Annotated in this window: 16 protein-coding genes; 5 read left to right on the top strand and 11 right to left on the bottom strand. The window is 65.1% G+C overall.

Annotated elements, in window-relative coordinates; all coding sequences use genetic code 11:
* The 4 genes from zwf to LDZ26_RS18895 form a co-directional block, all read right to left on the bottom strand.
* Positions 1 to 1,476, bottom strand: a complete 1,476-nt coding sequence (zwf, locus tag LDZ26_RS18910; RefSeq protein ID WP_244849660.1) for a glucose-6-phosphate dehydrogenase — start codon at positions 1,474 to 1,476, stop codon at positions 1 to 3.
* A 181-nt stretch (positions 1,477 to 1,657) separates the two neighbouring features.
* Positions 1,658 to 2,557: a LysR family transcriptional regulator gene (locus LDZ26_RS18905; protein WP_244849659.1), complete on the bottom strand. Its 900-nt coding sequence runs from the start codon at positions 2,555 to 2,557 to the stop codon at positions 1,658 to 1,660.
* A 77-nt stretch (positions 2,558 to 2,634) separates the two neighbouring features.
* The gene (locus LDZ26_RS18900; protein WP_244849658.1) at positions 2,635 to 4,713 is read right to left on the bottom strand and encodes a pyridoxamine 5'-phosphate oxidase family protein; all 2,079 of its coding nucleotides are present in this window, start codon (positions 4,711 to 4,713) and stop codon (positions 2,635 to 2,637) included.
* A gap of 22 nt (positions 4,714 to 4,735) precedes the next feature.
* On the bottom strand, positions 4,736 to 5,356 hold the full coding sequence (locus LDZ26_RS18895; protein WP_244849657.1) for a glutathione S-transferase family protein: 621 nt from the start codon (positions 5,354 to 5,356) through the stop codon (positions 4,736 to 4,738).
* Positions 5,357 to 5,582: 226 nt separating this feature from the next.
* Here LDZ26_RS18895 and LDZ26_RS18890 point away from each other — a divergent pair, with 226 nt between their 5' ends.
* Positions 5,583 to 7,607 carry an AI-2E family transporter gene (locus LDZ26_RS18890; RefSeq protein ID WP_244849656.1) on the top strand — a complete coding sequence of 675 codons (2,025 nt, stop codon included), beginning with the start codon at positions 5,583 to 5,585 and terminating at the stop codon, positions 7,605 to 7,607.
* Here the strand turns inward: LDZ26_RS18890 and LDZ26_RS18885 are convergent.
* The 5 genes from LDZ26_RS18885 to LDZ26_RS18865 all read right to left on the bottom strand — a co-directional run bounded on the left by LDZ26_RS18885 (position 7,604) and on the right by LDZ26_RS18865 (position 13,296).
* Positions 7,604 to 7,837: a hypothetical protein gene (locus LDZ26_RS18885; RefSeq protein WP_159839271.1), complete on the bottom strand. Its 234-nt coding sequence runs from the start codon at positions 7,835 to 7,837 to the stop codon at positions 7,604 to 7,606. The two genes, LDZ26_RS18890 and LDZ26_RS18885, sit on opposite strands and share 4 nt — an antisense overlap.
* 57 nt (positions 7,838 to 7,894) lie before the next feature.
* The gene (locus tag LDZ26_RS18880) at positions 7,895 to 9,472 is read right to left on the bottom strand and encodes a PAS domain-containing methyl-accepting chemotaxis protein (RefSeq protein ID WP_244849655.1); all 1,578 of its coding nucleotides are present in this window, start codon (positions 9,470 to 9,472) and stop codon (positions 7,895 to 7,897) included.
* Positions 9,473 to 9,611: 139 nt separating this feature from the next.
* A complete protein-coding gene (locus LDZ26_RS18875; protein ID WP_244849654.1) occupies positions 9,612 to 10,403 on the bottom strand; it encodes a 3-hydroxybutyrate dehydrogenase in 792 nt (263 codons plus the stop codon).
* 66 nt (positions 10,404 to 10,469) lie between these two features.
* On the bottom strand, positions 10,470 to 11,480 hold the full coding sequence (locus LDZ26_RS18870; protein WP_244849653.1) for a GNAT family N-acetyltransferase: 1,011 nt from the start codon (positions 11,478 to 11,480) through the stop codon (positions 10,470 to 10,472).
* Between the two features lie 415 nt (positions 11,481 to 11,895).
* Complete coding sequence (locus tag LDZ26_RS18865) at positions 11,896 to 13,296, bottom strand: GntP family permease (RefSeq protein ID WP_244849652.1); 1,401 nt, start codon at positions 13,294 to 13,296, stop codon at positions 11,896 to 11,898.
* A gap of 275 nt (positions 13,297 to 13,571) precedes the next feature.
* Between LDZ26_RS18865 and LDZ26_RS18860 the strand changes: the two genes are divergently transcribed.
* Entirely contained in the window at positions 13,572 to 15,005 is a 1,434-nt protein-coding gene (locus tag LDZ26_RS18860) for a sigma-54-dependent Fis family transcriptional regulator (RefSeq protein WP_244849651.1), read from the top strand.
* Positions 15,006 to 15,102: 97 nt separating this feature from the next.
* The gene (locus tag LDZ26_RS18855) at positions 15,103 to 15,357 is read left to right on the top strand and encodes a hypothetical protein (RefSeq protein WP_175940781.1); all 255 of its coding nucleotides are present in this window, start codon (positions 15,103 to 15,105) and stop codon (positions 15,355 to 15,357) included.
* Between the two features lie 12 nt (positions 15,358 to 15,369).
* Here the strand turns inward: LDZ26_RS18855 and LDZ26_RS18850 are convergent, their stop codons facing one another.
* Positions 15,370 to 15,939: a lipocalin family protein gene (locus tag LDZ26_RS18850; RefSeq protein WP_244849650.1), complete on the bottom strand. Its 570-nt coding sequence runs from the start codon at positions 15,937 to 15,939 to the stop codon at positions 15,370 to 15,372.
* Between the two features lie 462 nt (positions 15,940 to 16,401).
* Here LDZ26_RS18850 and LDZ26_RS18845 point away from each other — a divergent pair, with 462 nt between their 5' ends.
* Positions 16,402 to 17,277, top strand: coding sequence for an AEC family transporter (locus tag LDZ26_RS18845; RefSeq protein ID WP_244849649.1), 876 nt, complete (start codon positions 16,402 to 16,404; stop codon positions 17,275 to 17,277).
* A gap of 557 nt (positions 17,278 to 17,834) precedes the next feature.
* Complete coding sequence (locus LDZ26_RS18840; protein ID WP_244849648.1) at positions 17,835 to 18,386, top strand: NADPH-dependent FMN reductase; 552 nt, start codon at positions 17,835 to 17,837, stop codon at positions 18,384 to 18,386.
* 71 nt (positions 18,387 to 18,457) lie between these two features.
* On the opposite strand, the gene LDZ26_RS18835 is transcribed toward LDZ26_RS18840, so the two are convergent.
* A complete protein-coding gene (locus tag LDZ26_RS18835) occupies positions 18,458 to 19,831 on the bottom strand; it encodes a hypothetical protein (RefSeq protein WP_244849647.1) in 1,374 nt (457 codons plus the stop codon).
* Between the last annotated feature and the right edge of the window lie 6 nt (positions 19,832 to 19,837).

Raw genomic sequence — 19,837 nt, 5'->3', positions numbered from 1 at the left:
TCAACCTTCTTCCGCCCAGGCCAGATTCTCCCGCGCCATCAAAGCGGAAGACGCCGCCGGCCCGAACGTGCCCGCCGTATAGCCGCGCGGCCGGTCGCCGAGTTCCTTCCAGCCGTTGAGAATCGGCTCGACCCACGCCCACGCCGCTTCGAGTTCGTCGCGGCGCATGAAGTGCGTGAGCCGTCCGCGAATCACGTCGATCAGCAAGCGTTCGTAGGCTTCCGCGCGGCGCTGGGTCATGGCCTGCTGCAGATCGAGGTTCAGGTTCACGGGCAGCATCTGCATGCCGCTGCCGGGTTCCTTCGCAAGCATCTGCAACTGGATAGACTCTTCCGGCTGCAACGTAATGATGAGACGGTTGCCATAATTGCGCGGCCCGCTCGGAATGATGGAAAACGGCAGGTCCGCGAAGTCGATGACGATTTCGGAGCGCCGCGTCTGCATGCGCTTGCCGGTGCGCAGGAAGAACGGCACGTTCGCCCAGCGCCAGTTGTTGATATGCGCGCGCAACGCGACGAACGTCTCCGCGCGGCTGTCGGGCGGCACGTTGTCTTCCTGCAGATAACCCTTGACCGGCTCGCCGCCGACGGCGCCCGCACCGTACTGGCCGCGCACGGTGTCGCGGGCGGTGTCGGAAACGGTCATCGGGCGCAGCGATTTCAGCACCTTCAGCTTCTCGTCGCGCACGGCGTCCGGATCCAGCGAAACGGGCGGCTCCATCGCGACGATGCACAGCAGTTGCAGCAAGTGGTTCTGCACCATGTCGCGCAGCGCGCCGGTGTGATCGTAGAAGCCCGCGCGGCTGCCCACGCCCACCGTTTCCGCCACCGTGATCTGCACGCTCTTGATATACGGCGCCTGCCACAGCGGCCCGAAAATGGGATTGCCGAAGCGCAGCACCATCAGGTTCTGCACCGTTTCCTTGCCGAGATAATGGTCGATGCGGTAGATCTGCTCTTCCTTGAAGTGCCGGCCGACCGCGTCGTTGATGGCCCGTGCCGAAGCCAGATCATGGCCGAGCGGTTTTTCCAGCACGACGCGCGCTTGATCGTCGACGATGCCGGCCGCCGAGAGGTTGTCGCAGATCGTCGTGAACAGCTCGGGCGACGTCGAGAGATAGAACACGCGCTGCACGTTCGGGCGCGTGGCTTCCCCGAGGCGGCGGAAGTCGTCGGGATTCTCGACATCCACGCGCACGTAGTCGAAGAGGGCGAGGAATTTGTCCCAGGACTGCGCATCGAAAGCCTTCTCGTCGATGAACGGACGCGACTGCTTCTCCATGAAGTTCTTCAGATAATCTTCGCGCGTCCAGTCCTTGCGGCCGATCGCGAGAATGCGCGTCTCGGCGGGCAGGTTGCAGTGCGAGTGCGCCATGTACAGCGCGGGCAGCAGCTTGCGCGCCGCCAGGTCTCCGCCGCCGCCGAAGATGATCATGTCGAGCGGGCGTTCATTGTTGGGAGAGGTCGGGTTCGTCATGGTGCGTGAGCCGTTGAGGTTCGGAAGAGCCGGTTCGTCGAGCCGGAACGCGGCTGGAAGCGCAAATACGCCGAAGAGAGCTATGTTGCATGGTTTGCCGCCATTTTGCACGGCTCGCGCGCTAACGGGCGTTCGATTCCTCAAACATTCACGAAGCGGCCACGCGCTTCGTTTAGCCCGATTAGCGCAACGATGCATCCGCGCGCAACGTCGCCACGGCCAGATCCAGAAACGCGCGGACCTTTTGCGTGACGTGGCGTCCTTCGCGATGCACGAGATGAATGGGAAGCGGCGGCGGCTCGAATTCGGCTAGCACGATCACGAGCCGGCCTTCGCTCAACTGCTGCGCGACCTGATACGACAGGAGCCGCGCGATGCCAAAGTCCGCGAGCGCCGCATCGATCGCCGAATCGTTCGTCGTCGTGATGAAGCGCGCTCGCGTGCGGACGATCACGGTGCGATCGCCGTCGTGAAGACGCCATTCGGGCGGCGACGAGGAGCCGGTCGACGCGATGATCGTGTGCGCGTCGAGGTCTTCCGGGCGCGACGGCGTGCCGTGCTTCGCGAGATAGGCGGGCGAGGCGCAGAGCACGCGCCGCACGCGTCCGACGGGAATCGCCTGTAGCGACGAATCGGGCAGTTGCGCGATGCGCACGGCCACGTCGATGCCCTCGTCGACGAGATTCACCACGCGGTCGACGAACCAGCAGTTGGCATCGGCTTCGGGATAACGCGAAAGGTAGTCGAGCACGATGGGCGTCACATGCAGCCGGCCGAACAACACGGGCGCGGTCAGCGAGAGCACGCCGCGCGGCGATGCGTGCGTGCCCCGCGCGGCGAGTTCGGCGGTGTCCACTTCGCCGAGAATGCGCCGGCAGTCTTCGAAGAAGCCGTTGCCGGCGTCGGTCAGGCGCACGACGCGCGTGGTGCGCGTGAGCAGGCGCACGCCGAGGCGCTCTTCGAGTTCGGTCACGACGCGGCTCACGACCGAAGGCGAGACATCGAGCTTGCGCGCGGCCGACGCGAAGCCGCCTGTTTCGACCACCGTGACGAAGGTCGACATTGCCTGAAAACGGTCCATGTCGGATGCGGGAAGCGGGCGAGAAAGTTGCCGTGCATTCTCGGCTATGCCGGGGCGTCCCGCAATCGCGCATCGCTTTATAGATCGAGTTGCAGCGGGGCGTCGGCGTCCGCCGCCGGGCGCGCGCAGCAGATCAGCGCTTCATCGTCATCGACATGAAACGCCGGCTCGCTCGCATACGACACCGCGCCGCTCACGATGCGCGTTCTGCATGTCCCGCACGTTCCGCCGCGACAGTTCGATTCCGTTTCCACGCCGCACGCTTCGGCCAGTTCCAGCAGCGTGCCGCTCGCGGGCTGCCATTGCGCATCGCGGCCCGACTTCACGAAGCGCACGGGCACGGCTTCGGTGGCGGGCGGGCGCATGGGCTTCATCTCGACACCGCGATCCGGCGTGCGCACGAGCGATGCGGGACCGAACGCCTCCGCATGAATGCGCGTATCGGCAACGTTCAGTGCGCGCAGGCCGTCGTAGAGCGATTGCATGAACGCGCCCGGTCCGCACAGATAGAAGTCGTAGTCGTTGAACGGCAGGACGCTCGTCAGCAGGTCGATGTCGATGCGGCCCGACACGTCGTAATCGCGCTTGAGTTGCGCGCCTTGCGGGTCGCTCAGCACGCGTATCACGTTGACCGCACCGCCCGCGCTCTGAGCGAGCGCGTCGATTTCGGCGGCGAACGCGCGGTTCGCGAGCGTGCGCGCCGACGCGATCAGCCAGACCGGACGCACGCGCCGCTTGCGCAGTCCTTCGTAGACGACATGGCGCAACATCGCGAGCATCGGCGTGATGCCGACGCCTGCTGCCAGCAGCACGGCGGGGCGCGCTTCGAACGGATCGATCGTGAAGCTGCCCGCCGGCTGCCGCGCTTCGATGATGTCGCCCACTTTCAGCGCGTCGTGCAGATATGCCGACGCCCGGCCTTCGCGCTTCACGCTGATGCGATACACGCCGTCAGCCGGTCCGACCGACAGCGTGTACGTGCGCACGAGCGACTTGCTTTCGCCCGGCAACGTGACGCGCACCGGCAAATGCTGGCCCGCCGCGTGCGGCACGATGCCCGCCCCATCCGCCGGTTCGAGCCAGAACGAGCGGATCACGTCGCTTTCATCGACGATCCGGCTCACGCGATACGGCCGCCACGCATTCGCGAGCGCCGCAGCCTTCATGCGCTGCGCGGCTTCGTTCCAGTCGCCCGTCATCAGCGAGTTGGGCGACCAGCCTTCGCGGCGAAACGTCCAGCGCAGCGGCAGCGCGTCTTCGCGCAGCAGAACGCGGCGCGGCACGAAGCGCCACAGCCGCTCGGCGTCCTTAAAAGCGGCGGTTTCGGGCGAGTCGAGCAGCACTTGCGCATCGCCTGTGAGTTGCAGGACGTCGCCGGTTTCGAAGTCGGCGAACACGAGTCCCGCCCGGCCGTTCACCGCGATATTGCCGAGCGTGTTGAAGAACAGATTACCCGCGAAGTCGGGAATGGTGAGCGCGCCGTCGTCGGACACGCGCACGAAGCCCGCCTTGCCGCCGCGATGCGACACGTCCACCTGACGATGCCCGTCCTCGCCATCGAAGTACGACGCGACGAAGAACGTATCGGCGCGCTCGATCATCGCCCGCATGCGCGGCGACTGCGCATCGAGCGAAACGGGACTGGACGGCGAGGGCGCCGACGCGTCGCGCACGAATGCGAAATCGCGCAACTGAATGTACTGCGGGCAATTGCCGAAGCTCTGCTCGACGGCCACCTCGAATGCTTGCCCGTGAGCAGCGTTATCGCGATGGATCACGCCGTTCACGCGATTGCGCCGCCGCGTATGCATCTCGATGCCGAGCAAGCCGACCGACGCGCCGTCCGCAAGACCCGCGTCGGCGGGATCGAGCGGATCGCGAATGTGCTCGACCGAAAGCGTGGAAGCATCCGGCGTGCTCATAAAGCCGGGGCGGCCGGTCAGAAACGTGGCCCACGCGTCGCCGTCGGCATCGACCGTACCGGCGACGATGAACGGCAACTGCGCGAAGAATTGCCGATGCTGGTCCGGCATGAACGGGCGCACGACGCGCTGTCCGACGTCGTGCATGCGCGCCGCGACGCCAGCGGCGGTTTGCATCTCGACTTCGCCGCGATGCCAAGGCGAAGGCGTGGTAATCGAAGCGGTGGCAGGCATGATCGTCGTCTCCGGCAAGGGGTCAGGCGCGCAGGCCAGCAGCCGTCTTCTGAAAGGGCACGAAGCCCGGCAACGCTTCGATGCGCGCGAGCCACGCCAGCACGTTGCGATAGCCGGACAGATCGACATTGCCTTCCGGCGCGCCCGCGATGTAGCTGTAAAGCGCGATATCCGCGATGGTCGGATGCGCGCTGCCGATATCCGCGATCCAGTCGCGGCTTTGCAATTCGTCGTCGATCACCTTGAGCACCGCATGCGCGCGGGCGATGACTTCATCCACGTCGAACTTGCTGCCGAACACCGTGACGAGACGCGCGGCCGCCGGACCGAACGCGATCTGCCCCGCCGCGACCGAAAGCCAGCGCTGCACGGCGGCGGCTTCGGCGGGCGTTTCGGGGAGCCATTGCGTCGCGCCCGCCTTCTTGGCGATGTAGACGAGGATCGCGTTCGAGTCCTGAATGACGAGCTCGCCGTCGACGAGCACGGGCACCTGGCCGAAGCGGTTCAGGCGCAGGAATTCGGGCGATTTGTGCGCGCGGGCGCCGAGATCGACTTCCTCTTCGTCGTGCTCGACGTTCAGCAGATGCAGAAAGAGGCGAGCGCGGTGCGAATGGCCGGAAAGCGGGTGATGGTAGAGCTTCATGGCAACTCCTCTCATGTGGACCGGGGGAATCCCGGTCGCTTGAGAGGCAGTATGAGTTCGTGCGCCGTGAAGCAGAATACGGGCGGAAATCAAATAACTGTTCTCGTTTCCAGATCAATCCACGCGCGTCTCCCGTATCGGCTCACCTCTCGAAAACGCGCTCCCGAAAAAGCTCACCGGCACGCGCCTTGCTTCTCTCGGAAAGGATTTCCTACGAGCCGACTCCATGCCTCCACTTCCCGGCCCGCGCCGGCCTCCTGCGAAGATCCTGCCGCCCGACGCGCCGGGCCTGCGCGCGCTGGCGTCGCTCGTGGCGGTCGTCGTCGTGATATGCGCCTTGTATTTCGGGCGTGCAGTGATGATCCCGATCATCCTCGCGATCCTGCTCAGTTTTCTGCTCGCGCCGTTCGTCGATTTTCTGCGGCGGCTGCGTTTCGGTCAGGTGCCGTCGGTAATCGTGGCGGTCGTGGTCGCGTTGTCCGTGCTTACAGCCGTCGGCGCGCTGATCGGCGCGCAGGTCGCGCAACTCGCGGGCGATCTGCCGAAGTATCAGGTGGCGGTCGAGCGCAAGGTCGACAGCATCCAGCGCATGACGGTCGGCCGCGCGGACGCGTTTCTCGGGCGCGCGTCGCGTGCGCTGAAGCGTCTGTCGCCGGCGCGCGAGCAGGAGCCGCACGCGAACGAGGACAACCCGGCGGCTTCGCCCATCGATCAGCCGATGCCCGTCGAAGTCCACGAGCCGGCGCCGTCGCCGCTGGAACTCGCGCAGCGGTTTCTCTCGCCCGTCATCAGTCCACTGGAAACCACTGGCATCGTGCTCGTCGTCGCGGTGTTCATCCTGTTGCAGCGGGAAGACCTGCGCGACCGGCTGATACGCCTCTTCGGTTCGCGCGACCTGCACCGCGCGACCACCGCGATGGACGAGGCCGCGCGCCGCCTTTCGCGCTATTTCCTCGCGCAACTGGGCATCAACGTCGGCGTGGGAACCATCATCTGCATCGGGCTTGCGGTGATCGGCGTGCCGGGGGCGTTGCTCTTCGGCGTGATGACGGCGCTCCTGCGCTTCGTGCCGTATGTCGGGACATGGATTGCCGCGTTGCTCGCGGTGATTTTCGCGGCGGCGGTCGGGCCGGGCTGGACCATGCTCATCTGGACCATCGTGCTGTACGGCGCCACCGACATCGTGGCCGGGCAGATCGTCGAGCCGCTTCTGTACGGGCACAGCACGGGCCTTTCCCCGTTCGCGGTGATCGTCGCGGCGATTTTCTGGAGCTGGATCTGGGGGCCGATCGGCCTCGTGCTTTCGACGCCGCTTACGCTTTGCCTCGTCATTCTCGGGCGACACGTGGACCGCCTCGAATTTCTCGATGTGCTTTTCGGCGACCGGCCCGCGCTGACACCGGCGGAAAACTTCTATCAGCGCCTGCTCGCCAACGATCCAGACGAAGCGCTCGTGCAGGCGGAGTCGCTGCTGAAGGAACGGTCGCTCGTCGCGTATTACGACGAAGTCGCGCTCGAAGGCCTGCGGCTCGCGCATAACGACGTGCTGCGCGGCGTGGTGACGGCGGACCAGTTGAAGCGCATCAACGAATCGGCGCTCGATATCATCGAAGGTCTGGAAGACGCCGAGGACGTGACGCCCGCAGTCCAGCGCAAGGACGAGCCGCTCGTGAACCTGGCGGCCGACGACACGGCTCCGGTCGCATCCGAATCGCCGCCCGAATACTTCGACGCGGGCGCGGAAGGGCACACGGCGTCGGTGCTGTGCATCGCGGGGAGAAGTCCACTCGACGATCTCGCCGCGACCATCGCCGTGCAGCTTTTCCGCAAGCACGGGCTGGGCGCGGATTTCACCGGCTACGAGCGGTTCTCGCGCGGGCGCTTCGGCGAAGTGGACTTGTCGGGCGTGACGATCATCTGCGTCGTCTCGTTCGATGCCGCTGAATCGCCGCCGTATCTGCGTAATCTGCTGCGCCGGCTGCATCAGCGCGCGCCCGCGGCGGAATTGATCGTCGGGCTGGTGGTCGCGGAAAGTCCGCTGCAAGGCGAAGTGCTCGTGCGGACGAGTTCGGCGGCGGTGTCGTTCAAGGAACTGGTCGATGCCTGCGTGGCGGCCGCGCGCCGCCAGTCCACCGATGGCGTGTCGTGGGCCGGCCTCGATTCGCAGACGAACGCGCCCACGGTGGATGACCGCAGCCCCGCCGCGCAAGACGACGTGCCGGCCTTGCGCAAGGTACTGGGCGACGCCTAGCGGTTGCCGTCGAAGAGATCGTTGAGCATGGTGTCGAAGGACGCCTGCGCGTCTTCGAGCTCCTGCAGCGCGGCGTCGAACGTCTGGAGCGCCATCTGCGAGGGCCGGCCGTCGCCTTCGGGCGGAAACTGCTTCTGCAGCGCGACGAATGCGGACTGCACCTGCCGCGTGGCATTGACGATACGTTCCATCGCGCGCGCTTCTTCCGCGCGATTGTTCTCAGCGGTCATCGGAGACACTCCTCGTTGGCAATGTCCCGATAGTACCAAGCGCCGCGCGCTTGCAGACTACGCCGTCGCCGGTTCGCGCGGCGGCGCGACCGTGAAGAGCCGCACGGCTTCGTCCAGGACGACCGCGCGCTCGGCGAGCCGCTTGGCCGTCGTCGCCGCCTGCTCGACGAGCGCGGCGTTTTGCTGCGTCGAATCGTCCAGATGCGCGACCGCCTGGTTCACCTGCGCGATGCCTTCGGCCTGCTCGCCGCTCGCCTTCGCCACTTCCATGATGATGGTCGAGACGCGATGCACCGCTTCGTCGATGGCGCGCATCTGGCTCGTCGTGCGCGACACGAGGCTCGTGCCTTCCTCGATCTGCGCGACGCTCGTGGCGACGACGCTCTCGATTTCCTTCGCCGACGCCGCGCACCGCTGCGCGAGGTTGCGCACTTCGGTCGCGACGACGGCGAACGAGCGGCCCGCTTCGCCCGCGCGCGCCGCTTCCACGGCGGCGTTGAGCGCGAGAATGTTCGTCTGAAACGCGATGCCGTCGATCACGTCGGTGATATCCGCGATCCGGCGCGACGCGGCCGTGATGCCCGCCATCGTCCGCTCGACCTGGCTCGCGATGCGTCCGCCGTCTTCCGCCGCCGACTGCGCTTCCTTCACGACTTCTAGCGCGCGCACCGTGGCGTCCGCGTTGCCCTGAACCGTCGTGGTGAGCTGGTCCATCGTCGCGGCCGTCTGTTCGAGCGACGCCGCCTGCAACTCGGTGCGGCGCGACAGATCCGTGTTGCCGCTGGCAATGTCGCGTGCGGCGTCGAGCATGCCGCCGATCTGACCACGCACGTCGAGGACGATGGCCGCGAGATTCGCCTTCAACTGGCCGAGCGCGCGCTGCACGTCGCCAAGATCGTCGTGGCGCGCGGCGGGCATGTCGACCGTGAGATCGCCTGCGGCCATGCGCGCGGCGAATCCCGACATGGTGCGCACCGGCACGTCCAGCTGACGCGAAAGCGCGAGCCATCCCGCGAAGCTCGCCGCCGCGCCCGCGCCGAGCGCGATCCAGAACGGCAGCGGCGGCGCGCCACGCCAGGCGACGAGCGCCGCGATAAGCGCAGCGACGGGCGCAGCCGCGAAACCCGCCGCGACGCGCATCGTCACCGGCACGCGCCCGAGCGCCGCCAGCTTGCCCGCGATGCCGCGCCTGATGAGCGCGCCGCGTTCGAGCCGGTATGGCGCATTGCCGGCGCGCATCGTCGCGTACAGAGCTTCCGCTTCTTTGACTTCGGCGCGGCCCGGCTTCACGCGCACGCTCAGATAGCCGATCGCCTTGCCGTGCTCCATCACGGGCGTGACGTTGGCGCGCACCCAGTAGTGGTCGCCGTTCTTGCGGCGGTTCTTGACGAGCGCGGTCCACGAACGGCCGGCACGCACGGTCGACCACAAGTCCGCGAAGGCTTCGCGCGGCATGTCCGGATGCCGGATGATGTTGTGCGGCTGGCCGATCAGTTCTTCCCGCGTGAATCCCGACACGTCGACGAAAGCCGGATTGCAGTACTGAATGTTGCCGGAGAGATCCGTGGCGGAGACCAGCATTTCTGCTGCGGGGAAATCGAATTCTCGCTGGGTGACGGGCTGGTTGTCGCGCATGATGTCCTTTCTGGTTTGCTTCGCGAGGCGCGTTCCGACGTCGAACGCCACCTCGCATTACAAGGACATAACGGCTAATAGCCCTACCGACTTGAGGGATACCGGCGCCGCGCGGATGCGGCGCATTGTCGCTGGATGCTTACTGCGCGCTCCATCCCCCGTCGATCTGCAACGCCGAGCCGCGCATCTCGCTCGCGGCGTCCGAGCACAGAAACACGGCCATGTCGCCGATCTGCTGCGGCGTCACGAACTGCGCGGACGGCTGTTTTTCGCCGAGCAGTTTCGCGCGGGCGGCGTCGGGCGAGAGCGATTCCCGGGCGGCGAGATCGTCGATCTGCTTTTGCACGAGCGGCGTCAGCACGAAGCCGGGGCAAATGGCGTTGACGGTGACGCCCGTGCGCGCGTTTTCGAGCGCCGCCACTTTCGTGAGTCCGAGAATGCCGTGCTTGGCCGCGACATACGCCGACTTGCCCGCAGAGCCGACGAGCCCATGCACCGACGCGATGTTGATGACACGGCCCCAGCCGCGCTCGCGCATGCCGGGCAGCGCGACGCGCATGGTATGGAACGCGGAACTCAGGTTGATCGCGATGATCGCGTCCCAGCGTTCGACCGGAAATTCGTCGATGGTCGCGACGTGCTGGATGCCTGCGTTGTTCACGAGAATGTCCAGCGCGCCGAAGCGTTCAGCCGCGAACGCGATCATGGCTTCGATCTCGGCGGGTTTGGTCATGTCGGCCGCGTGATGCACGGCCTTGGCGCCGGTTGCCTCGATCTGCGCGAGCGCGCCGCTCACGTCGCCGAAGCCGTTCAGCACGAGGTTGGCCCCCGCTTGCGCGAGCGCCGTGGCAATGCCGAGGCCGATACCGCTCGTCGAGCCGGTCACGAGCGCGGTCTTGCCGGCCAGGTTGTTCGATGCGGATTGAGTCATGAGCGGTTTCCTTTTCCTGTAGCGCTGCGGGTACGACTATCTTCGATATTAATCAAAACGGGACAGCTAATCGCTTTCAGGCGTCGCCTGCGCGACCGATTTTCGCACGACGCGATTTACGACGCGCATGGCGCGTTCGCGTGTCTGTTTGACGAATTGCTTCGTCATATAACCGGTTTGTCCCCACGGCGTGGCGAGCACCATGAACGAGGACATCGGATACGACTCGCCGCCGCTCCACGACGTTTTATAGCGTTGCTCGCCGGGACCGAAGTCGAAGTCGAGATGATGTTCGAAAGCCCATTTCACGCACTCATCGACGAGAATGGTGCCCGGTGAGAATTTCTTCAGGTTCATATCGTAAGTAATCGCGATGAGATAGAAGGTATTGCTATTCATCGAAACGATATTCGCCGCGACCGGTTCGCCATTGAAGGTCATGACGAAGAGCCTGAAGATTCCGGAGGCAGCGGCCGGACCGGAAAGAAGCGCTTTCCAGAACTTCAGGCTGGCATCGGAGAATGTCCATAGACTTTCCCCGATTTTCTCGGTCGCCCATTTTCGCTTTTGAACCACGAACCATTCGATAAACGATTCGAGGCGCGGGTCCGAAGGCTCGATCAATTCGACTTTGAACTGTCCTTCCTTCGCGAGCCGCCGTTTGAGGTACTCCGGCTTGGTTTTCTCTCGTCCGGACCGCGAGCGGCTGAAGGCATTCCAGTCCTGAATGCCGCGTAAGGCTGCGTGAGGCGTGAGGTCTTCTTCTTCGCGGCGAATTACCGCCTGGCGCTTCGCGCACGCATAAAGCGGCGAAGTCTTGCGAATGCGCCATAACTCGAAAACGTCGGCGCGCGTGGCTCGCACGGTCTCTTTGTACAGCGCTTCGACGATTTGCTGCGCGTCCTTTTCCGGAGCGACGAGAATATCGCTCGGCGAACGGTTTTGCGGTGTCAGCGGTTCAGCGAATTTCCAGCAATTGCGATAAGACACGAGCAACGGCCACACGGCCACCATCTTTCCGTTGCGCCTCGCGACGACACAATGCGGTTTGCGCCGCGTGCCGACGTGTTCGCTCATCAGGCTGCTATAGCAATATTCGAATGATTGAAAATATTCGCCGTCGATGAGGCGATATAATGCGGTCCATTCCGCTTCGAGAGCGCGAATGCTTTCGGGATCGCGGCAGTGCTCGAATGCCAGCGACCGGTCGGCGGACGCCGGAATAACAGCGCGAGAGACATTTTCTTTTTCAGGAGTCAGATTCACGTAAAAGCCCGCGATTAGATGTTCCAGATTAAGCGTGAGCACATGCTTACGCTGGATGCACTGTCGTCTGGCCATTTTATCAGGCATCAGTTAATCGAGCACAAAACTGGCGCATTAGATACTAAATGACCGACTATCGGGCGGTAATGAGGGTAAACCTGCTCGTTATAATCGGACAAAGAATAGCGAATGGCCGCCGCGCTAAAGCGTGCGGCCATTCGATCCATTACACGATTCCGGTCGCGTAGTACACGCCGATGACGAAAAACACCGCCAGCGTCTTGATAACGGTGACGGCGAAAATGTCGCGATAGGACTCGCGGTGCGTCAGTCCGGTGACCGCGAGCAGCGTGATGACCGCGCCGTTGTGCGGCAGCGTGTCCATGCCGCCGCTCGCCATCGCGACCACGCGGTGCAGGACTTCCAGCGGAATATGCGCGGCTTCCGCGCCCTTGATGAAAAGGTCCGACATGGCGGCAAGCGCGATGCTCATGCCGCCCGACGCGGACCCCGTGATGCCCGCGAGCGAACTCACGGAAATCGCGGCGTTGACGAGCGGATTCGGGATGCTCTTCAGCGCGTCCGAGACGACTAGGAAGCCCGGCAGCGCCGCGATCACGCCGCCGAAGCCGTATTCCGACGCCGTGTTCATCGCGGCGAGCAGCGCCCCCGCCACGGCGGCGCGCGTGCCCGGCGCAAAACGTTCCTTCACGCGGGAAAACGCCGTCAGCAGAACCAGCAGAATGCCGAGCAGCAACGCGCCCTCGACCGCCCAGATCGCGATGACCGGCTTGATGGCCGTGGTCACCGGCGTGTGCACGCCCGGCAGCGCATTGGGCGCGACGGTATAGCTCGCGCCGTACCAAGTCGGAATCCAGCGCGTGAGCGCGAAGTTCGCGACACCGACGAGCACGAGCGGCGCGACCGCGAGCAGCGGATTCGGCATGTTGGTGGATTCGACGCGTTCAGGCTCGTTCACGAGCGAGGTGCCGTAGCCTTCGCCCTTGGCCATGGCCGAGCGCCGGCGCCACTCCAGAAACGAAAGGCCCACGACGATGATGAACACCGAGCCGATCACGCCCAGCCACGGCGCGGCCCAGCCGGTCGTCTTGAAGAACGTCGTCGGGATGATGTTCTGGATCTGCGGCGTGCCGGGCAGTGAATCCATCGTGAATGAGAACGCGCCGAGCGCGATGGCGCCGGGCATCAGCCGCTTCGGGATATTGCTCTGCCGGTACATTTCCGCCGCGAACGGATACACGGCGAACACGACCACGAAGAGCGACACGCCGCCGTAGGTGAGCAACGCGCATACGGCGACGATCACCGCATTGACCCGCGACTTGCCGATGTAGCGGATCGCAGCGGCAACGATCGACTCCGAGAAACCGGAGAGTTCGATCACCTTGCCGAACACCGCGCCGAGCAGGAACACGGGGAAGTAGAGCTTCACGAAGCCGACCATCTTCTCCATGAAGATGCCCGAGAACACCGGCGCGACGGCGGCGGGATCGGTGAGCAGGACGGCCGCGAGCGCGGCGATCGGCGCGAACAGGATGACGCTGTAGCCGCGATAGGCGGCCAGCATCAGGAACGCCAGGGCGGCGAGCACGATGAGGAACGACATTGAGTCTCCGTGAATGGTTGTTCTTTGAACTTCGTCGACGGCTCTTACGGCGGGCCGCCGGCGGCGCGCAATCATGCAGCTTCCGTGCCAATGGTCGGGAGAGCACACCGGCGCACGCGCCAAGGCGGCGCGACCTGCGGGAAGTCGCCCAATTGTCTCCGATAAGAGACGGCACAGCTATCGTCGAGCGTACTTCGGGCGTCTGACAAGGCTGTCGACTGTCTCCGATATGAGATACGCTGTCGCCAATAAGAGAAAAATGGAGACACGCGCCGATGCGCAACGACTGGATCAACGTACCCGCCGACTACAGCGACGTCATGCGGCGCGCCATGGAGTCGCTCTTCAAGACGTTCGAGAATCTGAGCGAAGGCACTTTCATCGTCGATGCGGACGCCCGCGTCGTCTGGATCAACAAGCGTTATGCGGCGCGCTTCGGCTTCTCCGATCCGACCGATGCCATCGGTCTCGACTGCGAAGCGGTCATCCCGAACAGCCTGATGCGCGAAGTCGTCGCGACTGGCAAGCCGATTTTGCTCGACGTGCTCGAGACGGACCGCGAGCCGCTCGTCGTCACGCGCCTGCCGCTGAAGGACGATCAGGGCGCGACCGTCGGCGCAATCGGCTTCGCGCTCTTCGACGAGATGAAGGCGCTCACGCCGCTCTTCGCGCATTACTCGCGCGTCCAGCAGGAATTGATCGCGACGCGGCAGTCGCTCGCGCAGGCGCGGCGGGCCAAGTACACGTTCGCGAGCTTCGTCGGCACGAGCCCGGCGAGTCTCGAAGTGAAGCGGCAGGCGCGGCGCGCGGCGCTCGTCGATTCGCCCGTGCTGCTGCTCGGCGAAACCGGCACCGGCAAGGAACTGCTCGCGCACGCGATCCACGGCGCATCGACGCGGGCGGCCAAGCCGCTCGTCACCGTCAACGTCGCGGCGATTCCGGACACGCTGCTCGAAGTGGAGTTTTTCGGCGCGGCGCCGGGCGCGTACACGGGCGCGGAACGCAAAGGGCGCGTCGGCAAATTCGAGCTGGCAGACGGCGGCACGCTGTTCCTCGACGAAATCGGCGACATGCCGCTGCCGTTGCAGGGCAAGCTCTTGCGCGTGTTGCAGGACAAGGAGTTCGAGCCGCTCGGGTCGAACCGCATCGTGCGCGCGGACGTGCGCATCATCGCGGCGACGTCGGCGGATCTGCCCGCGCTCGTTGCAGCGGGGCGCTTTCGCGCCGACCTGTTCTATCGTCTGAACGTGCTGACGATCCACGCGCCGCCTCTGCGCGAGCGGCTCGGCGATATCGAGGCACTCGCGTACGCGATCCTCGAAGACCTGTCGGGCGAAGCGCGCACGGGCCGCATCCGCCAGTTCGTGCTTCACGACGACGCGCTGCGTCTTTTGACCGCGTGCGCGTGGCCCGGCAACGTGCGCGAGTTGCGCAACACGCTCGAACGGGCGCTGATGCTCTCGGACAGCGAGCATATCGACGCACGCGCTCTCTCTGCCTTCATCGACTCGAAGCCGGCCGCGCCGCTCGAAAAGACACAGATGGAAGCGGCCGTGCCCTACGCGCAGGCGATGAACGACTTCGAGCGCCGCTTTCTCGCCGACGCATTGCGCTCGAGCGGCGGGCGCGTGGCGGAAGCAGCGCAACGCATCGGCATCGGGCGGGCGACGATGTACAAGAAGATCGCGGCACTCGGCATCGAGGTGTGACTCGCGCCGGGCATCGAAAATCGGCGCGAGAGCTGTGCGTGGCATACTCGCGGAACCACGGAATCAAGAATAACGACCTGAAAACAAGGGGTGCGGGATGAAGCTCGGCAAGGCAATCGGCCATATCGTCATGCTCGCTGCGAGCGCGTGGGCGCTCGGCGGATGCAGCAGCGCGCCGCCGCTTTTTTCCGCCGACGGCCGGCCGACGCAACTCGTCACCTGTCCAGCCTATGGCGGCTGGCGTCTGTGTACCGATAACGCGAAGGTGGCGTGTCCCGCCGGCTACGACGTGCTCGATCAGTCGAGCGACAACAACCAGAATTCGCTGCTGCTCGCCTGCAAGGCGAACTGAGCCGGACCGCGCTCAGTCGTGCTGCGTTTCGCGCAGCATCGTGGTGTCGTACCCGAGCGCGGCGGCGCGCACGAGCAGCGTGCGGCGCAATTCGGCCGAAGGGCGGGCCTCGCGCGTGAGAATCCACAGATAGCGGCCCGTCGGCTCGCCGACGATAGACCACGAATAGTCGTCGGCGTGATCGAGAATCCAGTAGTCGCCGACATAGAACGGCCCGAAGAACGAGACCTTGAGCTTCGTTCCGTTCGATCCGGGCACGACCTTCGCGCGTCCTTCCGCCGAGCGGTATCGTCCGGTGAGGCTGCCTTCGCGGCACGCGTTGATGACCGAAATGAGACCGTCCTCGCGCCGCGCATAGTTGGCGGTGACAGCTTCGCAATTGCGCTCGAAGCGGTTTTCGTAGCGGGCGAATTCGAACCAGTGGCCGAGATAGCGGTCGAGGTCCACGGCCTTCGACGGCTCCGGCACGTTCTCGTTACCGCTGCGCTTCGCGCCTTTCAGTCCATAGGCCGCGAGCGCACCGATGCCTCCTATCGCTATCAGCGCCGCGGCGCCATACGCCCAAGGTCGTCGTGATTTCATTGCGTTTGAAGTCCGTTGGAGATCAATCGGATAGCAATGAGCGTTCCGACGCGAGCGGTCCCGGAAAGTCTCACCTTTCGCGCGTGCAGCGTGGTGCGGCGGCCCGGCGGCTATGCCGAAAGACGTTGCGATCATTGGCTTTTGTCCCGCGTGCCGATCATGCGCTAGGCCGCGCTCCGCACCTCCCGAAACGTCTCACCTCAAAGCGCAGCGGCGCGGTGACAGCGAAGGTCGAGCGAGTGCGTCGCCCGCAAGGCGCAAAATCGGCGAAACCCGCGTTCTGTCTGGAATCAACGACTTGCGGCGATTAGTGAAAGCTCTGTCACGCGTGCGCCGAACCGTGAAGTGAGAGCGGTCGGCGCAGCGGTCCTCACCGTCCGGCCGCTCCCGAAACCTCTCACCTGACTATCTGCGAGTATGCTTTCGGCTCTCCCGATTCCGCCCGCGCGCCAGCGTTCTTTCATGTCATCGCCGGTTTCTTCGCCCGCTGCGTTTTTCTCGTCGCTCGTCGGTCCGCTCGTCACCATCGTCTTGCCCGTCTTCGGCCTGATCGCTGCGGGCTACGCGTGCCGCAAGCTCAACAAGCTCGGGCCCACGGCGGCGTCCGAGTTGAACCGCTTCGTCGTTTATCTCGCGCTCCCGGCGCTGCTCTTCGACATCATGGCGAAAACGCCACTGAAGACGCTCGATCAACCGGCGTTCATCGCGGCATTCGGCATCGGATCGGCGGTCGTGTTCGTGCTGACGCTCGGCGTGCGGCTGATGCAAGCCCGCCCGCTCGCCGATGCCAGCATCGACGGGCTGAACGCCGCTTATCCGAACACGGGCTTCGTGGGCTTGCCGCTCTGCCTGCTCGCGTTCGGCAAGCCGAGCCTCGCGCCTGCCGTCATCGCGACGATCATGACCGTGTGCGTGCTCTTCGGCATCGCGATCGTGCTGATCGAACTCGGCTTGCAAGCGGGAAGCGGTATCGGCGCGACGCTGTGGCGCGTGGCGAAGTCGCTCGGCAAGAATCCGCTCTTGATCGCGCCGGTCGCGCTCGGGCTCTTTCTCGGCGCGAACGGCGAAGCCCGCAACGCGCGGACGACGAGCGCACTCGTCGCGCTCAAGCTCCTGGCGCAGCCGCTTCTGACGTGGTGGCTCGCGGTCCAGGTGTTCGCGCTGCCGCCGCTGTGGGCCAAAAGCGCCGTGATTCTCAGCGCGCTGCCGACCGGCACCGGCCCGTTCATGCTCGCCGAGTTCTACCGGCGCGAGGGCAGCGTGACGTCGAGCACGATCCTTTTTTCGACCGTGCTGTCGCTCGTCACGGTCACGCTCTGTCTCGCGCTGATGGTGTGACCGCGCTCCGATTATTGCAAACGGGGCAAATATCACTTTAGTCGAAGCCGCTTTTTCCGCCGTCGTGACGCCGATAAAGTTCGCCTCATCCGATCCGACCGGTCGGTTAACGAACTTAAGCCGAGGCATTCCATGAAGCGCATTCTTTCCATTCTCGCCGCATCCATCGCTCTTTTCGCAGCAGCCGGCGCTGCCCAAGCGGCCGATTCTCAGCCGTCGACGTGTCAGGGCACGGCCGCGCAATGCAACGTCTTTTTCGGTCAATGAAAGGGCCTGCCGTCGCGTTTTGTTTCGTTCCTGAATCGAAAAGCGCGGTCCGCCAGCCGTTTCGCGTACTTATCCACAGTTTCTGTGGATAAACGTGGGGATAGCTGGCCGCAAAGCGAGTGTTCATGCGGCGCGGGCTGGACTGCCCGATTGGTTACAGAAACGGAGCCGCGGACCATTCGCGGCATCCCCGTGACGATCGCCGGGCGATGGGCCTATCATGTGCTCTCGCGTTGACTACAGATGATGTATCGGTGGTTCAATCTCATCCTTTCGACGGGGGAAATGTCATGGCGTACAAGATCGCGGTGGTCGTGGGGAGCCTGCGCAAGGATTCATTTAACCGGCAACTCGCCCACGCGCTCGAATCGCTCGCGCCGAGCGATTTCACTTTCGAGCATCTGGACATCGGCAGCCTGCCCCTCTACAGCCAGGAATACGACAGCGACTTCCCCGAAGCCGCGCGCACGCTCAAGCAGAAGATTTCCGAAGCCGACGGACTGCTTTTCGTCACGCCCGAATACAACCGCTCGATTCCCGGCGTGCTAAAGAACGCGCTCGACTGGGGCTCGCGGCCGTGGGGACAAAGCGCGTGGGGCGGCAAGCCGGGCGCGGTCATCGGCACGTCGGTCGGCGCCATCGGCACGGCGCTCGCGCAGGCGCATCTGCGCAGCGTGTGCGCGTACCTCGACGTCGCGCTGATGGGCCAGCCGGAGATGTACATCAAACACGACGAAAAGCGCATCGACGCGAACGGAAATATCGTGAGCGAAGACACGCGCAAGTTCTTGCAAACCTTCGTGGACAGATACGTCGCGTGGGTGCGGGATTTCGCCGCCTGAGGCTGAGGCGCTTTACAAACGACAACGGCCCGCGCGAGCGGGCCGTCGTCATTTAGAGCGGATATCGCCGGTCACACGTGATGGTGCCCCGTCACGCGATCCCAGCCGTGACGGATCGCCGCCTTGAAGCGATCCCACGTATCGCCTTCGGGATGGCGGCTTTCCCAGTCGCGCCGCATCTCGTACTCCATCTGGTCGTCCCACGCGCGATTGCGGAAACGCTCGTCGTTGCCGAGCGTCGCGCCGTAGCGATACGCGCGCTCATAGTCCTCGTACGGCTCGCCGGTCGTCGCGTACTTCGTGGCGTAGTCGGCGCGAAAGTCTTCTTCGTACTCCATGTACTCGTTCGGCACCGTGCGCGGACCGAGCGGAACCGCAGCCTGCGACGCCGCCGACGTGCCGATCGGATCGCCTGCCGCGCCCATCGCGGGCATCGACTGCGATTGCACCTGATTCTGCATGTTCAATTGCTGCGGCTTGGCGGGCTCGTCCAGCGTGCTCAACGGCTCGATCGTGTCGATGGAGCGCCAGTCCGTGTTCGGATCGACGTGCACGCCGGTCAGCGGATCGGTCTGCGCCTGTCCTTGCGCCTGTCCTTGCGATGCAGTCGCCGGCTTCGTTTCGACTTGTTCGTATTGCGTCGTGGAAGGCTCCGGCGTGCCGCGCTGCGGGCGCGTCGCCGGCATCAGCGGATCGTCGGCGGGGTCGGTCACGTAGTCGCGCGAGGTCAGCGTCGCGGGATCGGTGCGCGTGAAGGCTTCGGCGCCCGTTTCGCTGCCGATTCCGCCGCCCGCCGGCGTGCGCGGCTCGCCGATCGGATCGAGCAGCGGATCGCCGAGCGGGCCGGCGAGCGGGTCGATGAACGGCGGCGCGACCGGATCGGCAACCGGCGCGTCCGAGCGCGGATAAGCGCGCGCGCGCGGCACGTCCGCACGCGGCGGATTCACGGGATCGCGGCCCGGAACGCCGCTGCCGCGACCGAGACCGAGCTCGTCGAGAATGGAGTGATCGCGGTCGTCGGCGGTCGTGGGCGGCGTCGCGGCCGCGCCGTGCGAAAGCGTGGACCAGCTCGCCGCGCGTTCATCGATGTCGATGGCGCCGCAGTCGGTCAGCGTCGTGCGGGCGATGTCGGCTTGCGCCTCGCTCGGCGTATCGACGGCGACGAGCACCGCGCCCCGGCGCACCGCTTCCGAATAATGCGCGACTTCGGGCGGATGATCGCGTCCGCCGAAGAGCATGCTGAAGAACCGCTCGATGTTGGCGAGCACGCCCGGCTGCGCGTGCGTCTCGGCGTCGCTCAAGCTCGACGGCTGCGCGGCATCGTCCCGCTTCGGGTTCGCCTGAAGCTCGATATCGCCGCGCGCGAAGCCGGCCGTGACGAGCGCCGAGCGCGCATCCTCGGCCTGGGCGTAGGTATCGAATACTCCGATGACGGTGTGTCGCATGGTCGT

It is taken from the genome of Caballeronia sp. SL2Y3 (assembly GCF_022879575.1).
Taxonomy (GTDB): Bacteria; Pseudomonadota; Gammaproteobacteria; order Burkholderiales; family Burkholderiaceae; genus Caballeronia.
The sequence above is the reverse complement of the archived record's forward strand: the minus strand, read 5'-3'. Positions and strand labels throughout refer to the sequence as shown.

What these genes read in the sequence shown, in the direction of transcription:
- zwf (WP_244849660.1), bottom strand. Translation starts at nt 1,476, where the DNA reads ATGACGAACCCGACCTCTCCCAACAATGAACGCCCGCTCGACATGATC.
- LDZ26_RS18905 (WP_244849659.1), bottom strand. Translation starts at nt 2,557, where the DNA reads ATGGACCGTTTTCAGGCAATGTCGACCTTCGTCACGGTGGTCGAAACA.
- LDZ26_RS18900 (WP_244849658.1), bottom strand. Translation starts at nt 4,713, where the DNA reads ATGCCTGCCACCGCTTCGATTACCACGCCTTCGCCTTGGCATCGCGGC.
- LDZ26_RS18895 (WP_244849657.1), bottom strand. Translation starts at nt 5,356, where the DNA reads ATGAAGCTCTACCATCACCCGCTTTCCGGCCATTCGCACCGCGCTCGC.
- LDZ26_RS18890 (WP_244849656.1), top strand. Translation starts at nt 5,583, where the DNA reads ATGCCTCCACTTCCCGGCCCGCGCCGGCCTCCTGCGAAGATCCTGCCG.
- LDZ26_RS18885 (WP_159839271.1), bottom strand. Translation starts at nt 7,837, where the DNA reads ATGACCGCTGAGAACAATCGCGCGGAAGAAGCGCGCGCGATGGAACGT.
- LDZ26_RS18880 (WP_244849655.1), bottom strand. Translation starts at nt 9,472, where the DNA reads ATGCGCGACAACCAGCCCGTCACCCAGCGAGAATTCGATTTCCCCGCA.
- LDZ26_RS18875 (WP_244849654.1), bottom strand. Translation starts at nt 10,403, where the DNA reads ATGACTCAATCCGCATCGAACAACCTGGCCGGCAAGACCGCGCTCGTG.
- LDZ26_RS18870 (WP_244849653.1), bottom strand. Translation starts at nt 11,480, where the DNA reads ATGAGCGAACACGTCGGCACGCGGCGCAAACCGCATTGTGTCGTCGCG.
- LDZ26_RS18865 (WP_244849652.1), bottom strand. Translation starts at nt 13,296, where the DNA reads ATGTCGTTCCTCATCGTGCTCGCCGCCCTGGCGTTCCTGATGCTGGCC.
- LDZ26_RS18860 (WP_244849651.1), top strand. Translation starts at nt 13,572, where the DNA reads ATGCGCAACGACTGGATCAACGTACCCGCCGACTACAGCGACGTCATG.
- LDZ26_RS18855 (WP_175940781.1), top strand. Translation starts at nt 15,103, where the DNA reads ATGAAGCTCGGCAAGGCAATCGGCCATATCGTCATGCTCGCTGCGAGC.
- LDZ26_RS18850 (WP_244849650.1), bottom strand. Translation starts at nt 15,939, where the DNA reads ATGAAATCACGACGACCTTGGGCGTATGGCGCCGCGGCGCTGATAGCG.
- LDZ26_RS18845 (WP_244849649.1), top strand. Translation starts at nt 16,402, where the DNA reads ATGTCATCGCCGGTTTCTTCGCCCGCTGCGTTTTTCTCGTCGCTCGTC.
- LDZ26_RS18840 (WP_244849648.1), top strand. Translation starts at nt 17,835, where the DNA reads ATGGCGTACAAGATCGCGGTGGTCGTGGGGAGCCTGCGCAAGGATTCA.
- LDZ26_RS18835 (WP_244849647.1), bottom strand. Translation starts at nt 19,831, where the DNA reads ATGCGACACACCGTCATCGGAGTATTCGATACCTACGCCCAGGCCGAG.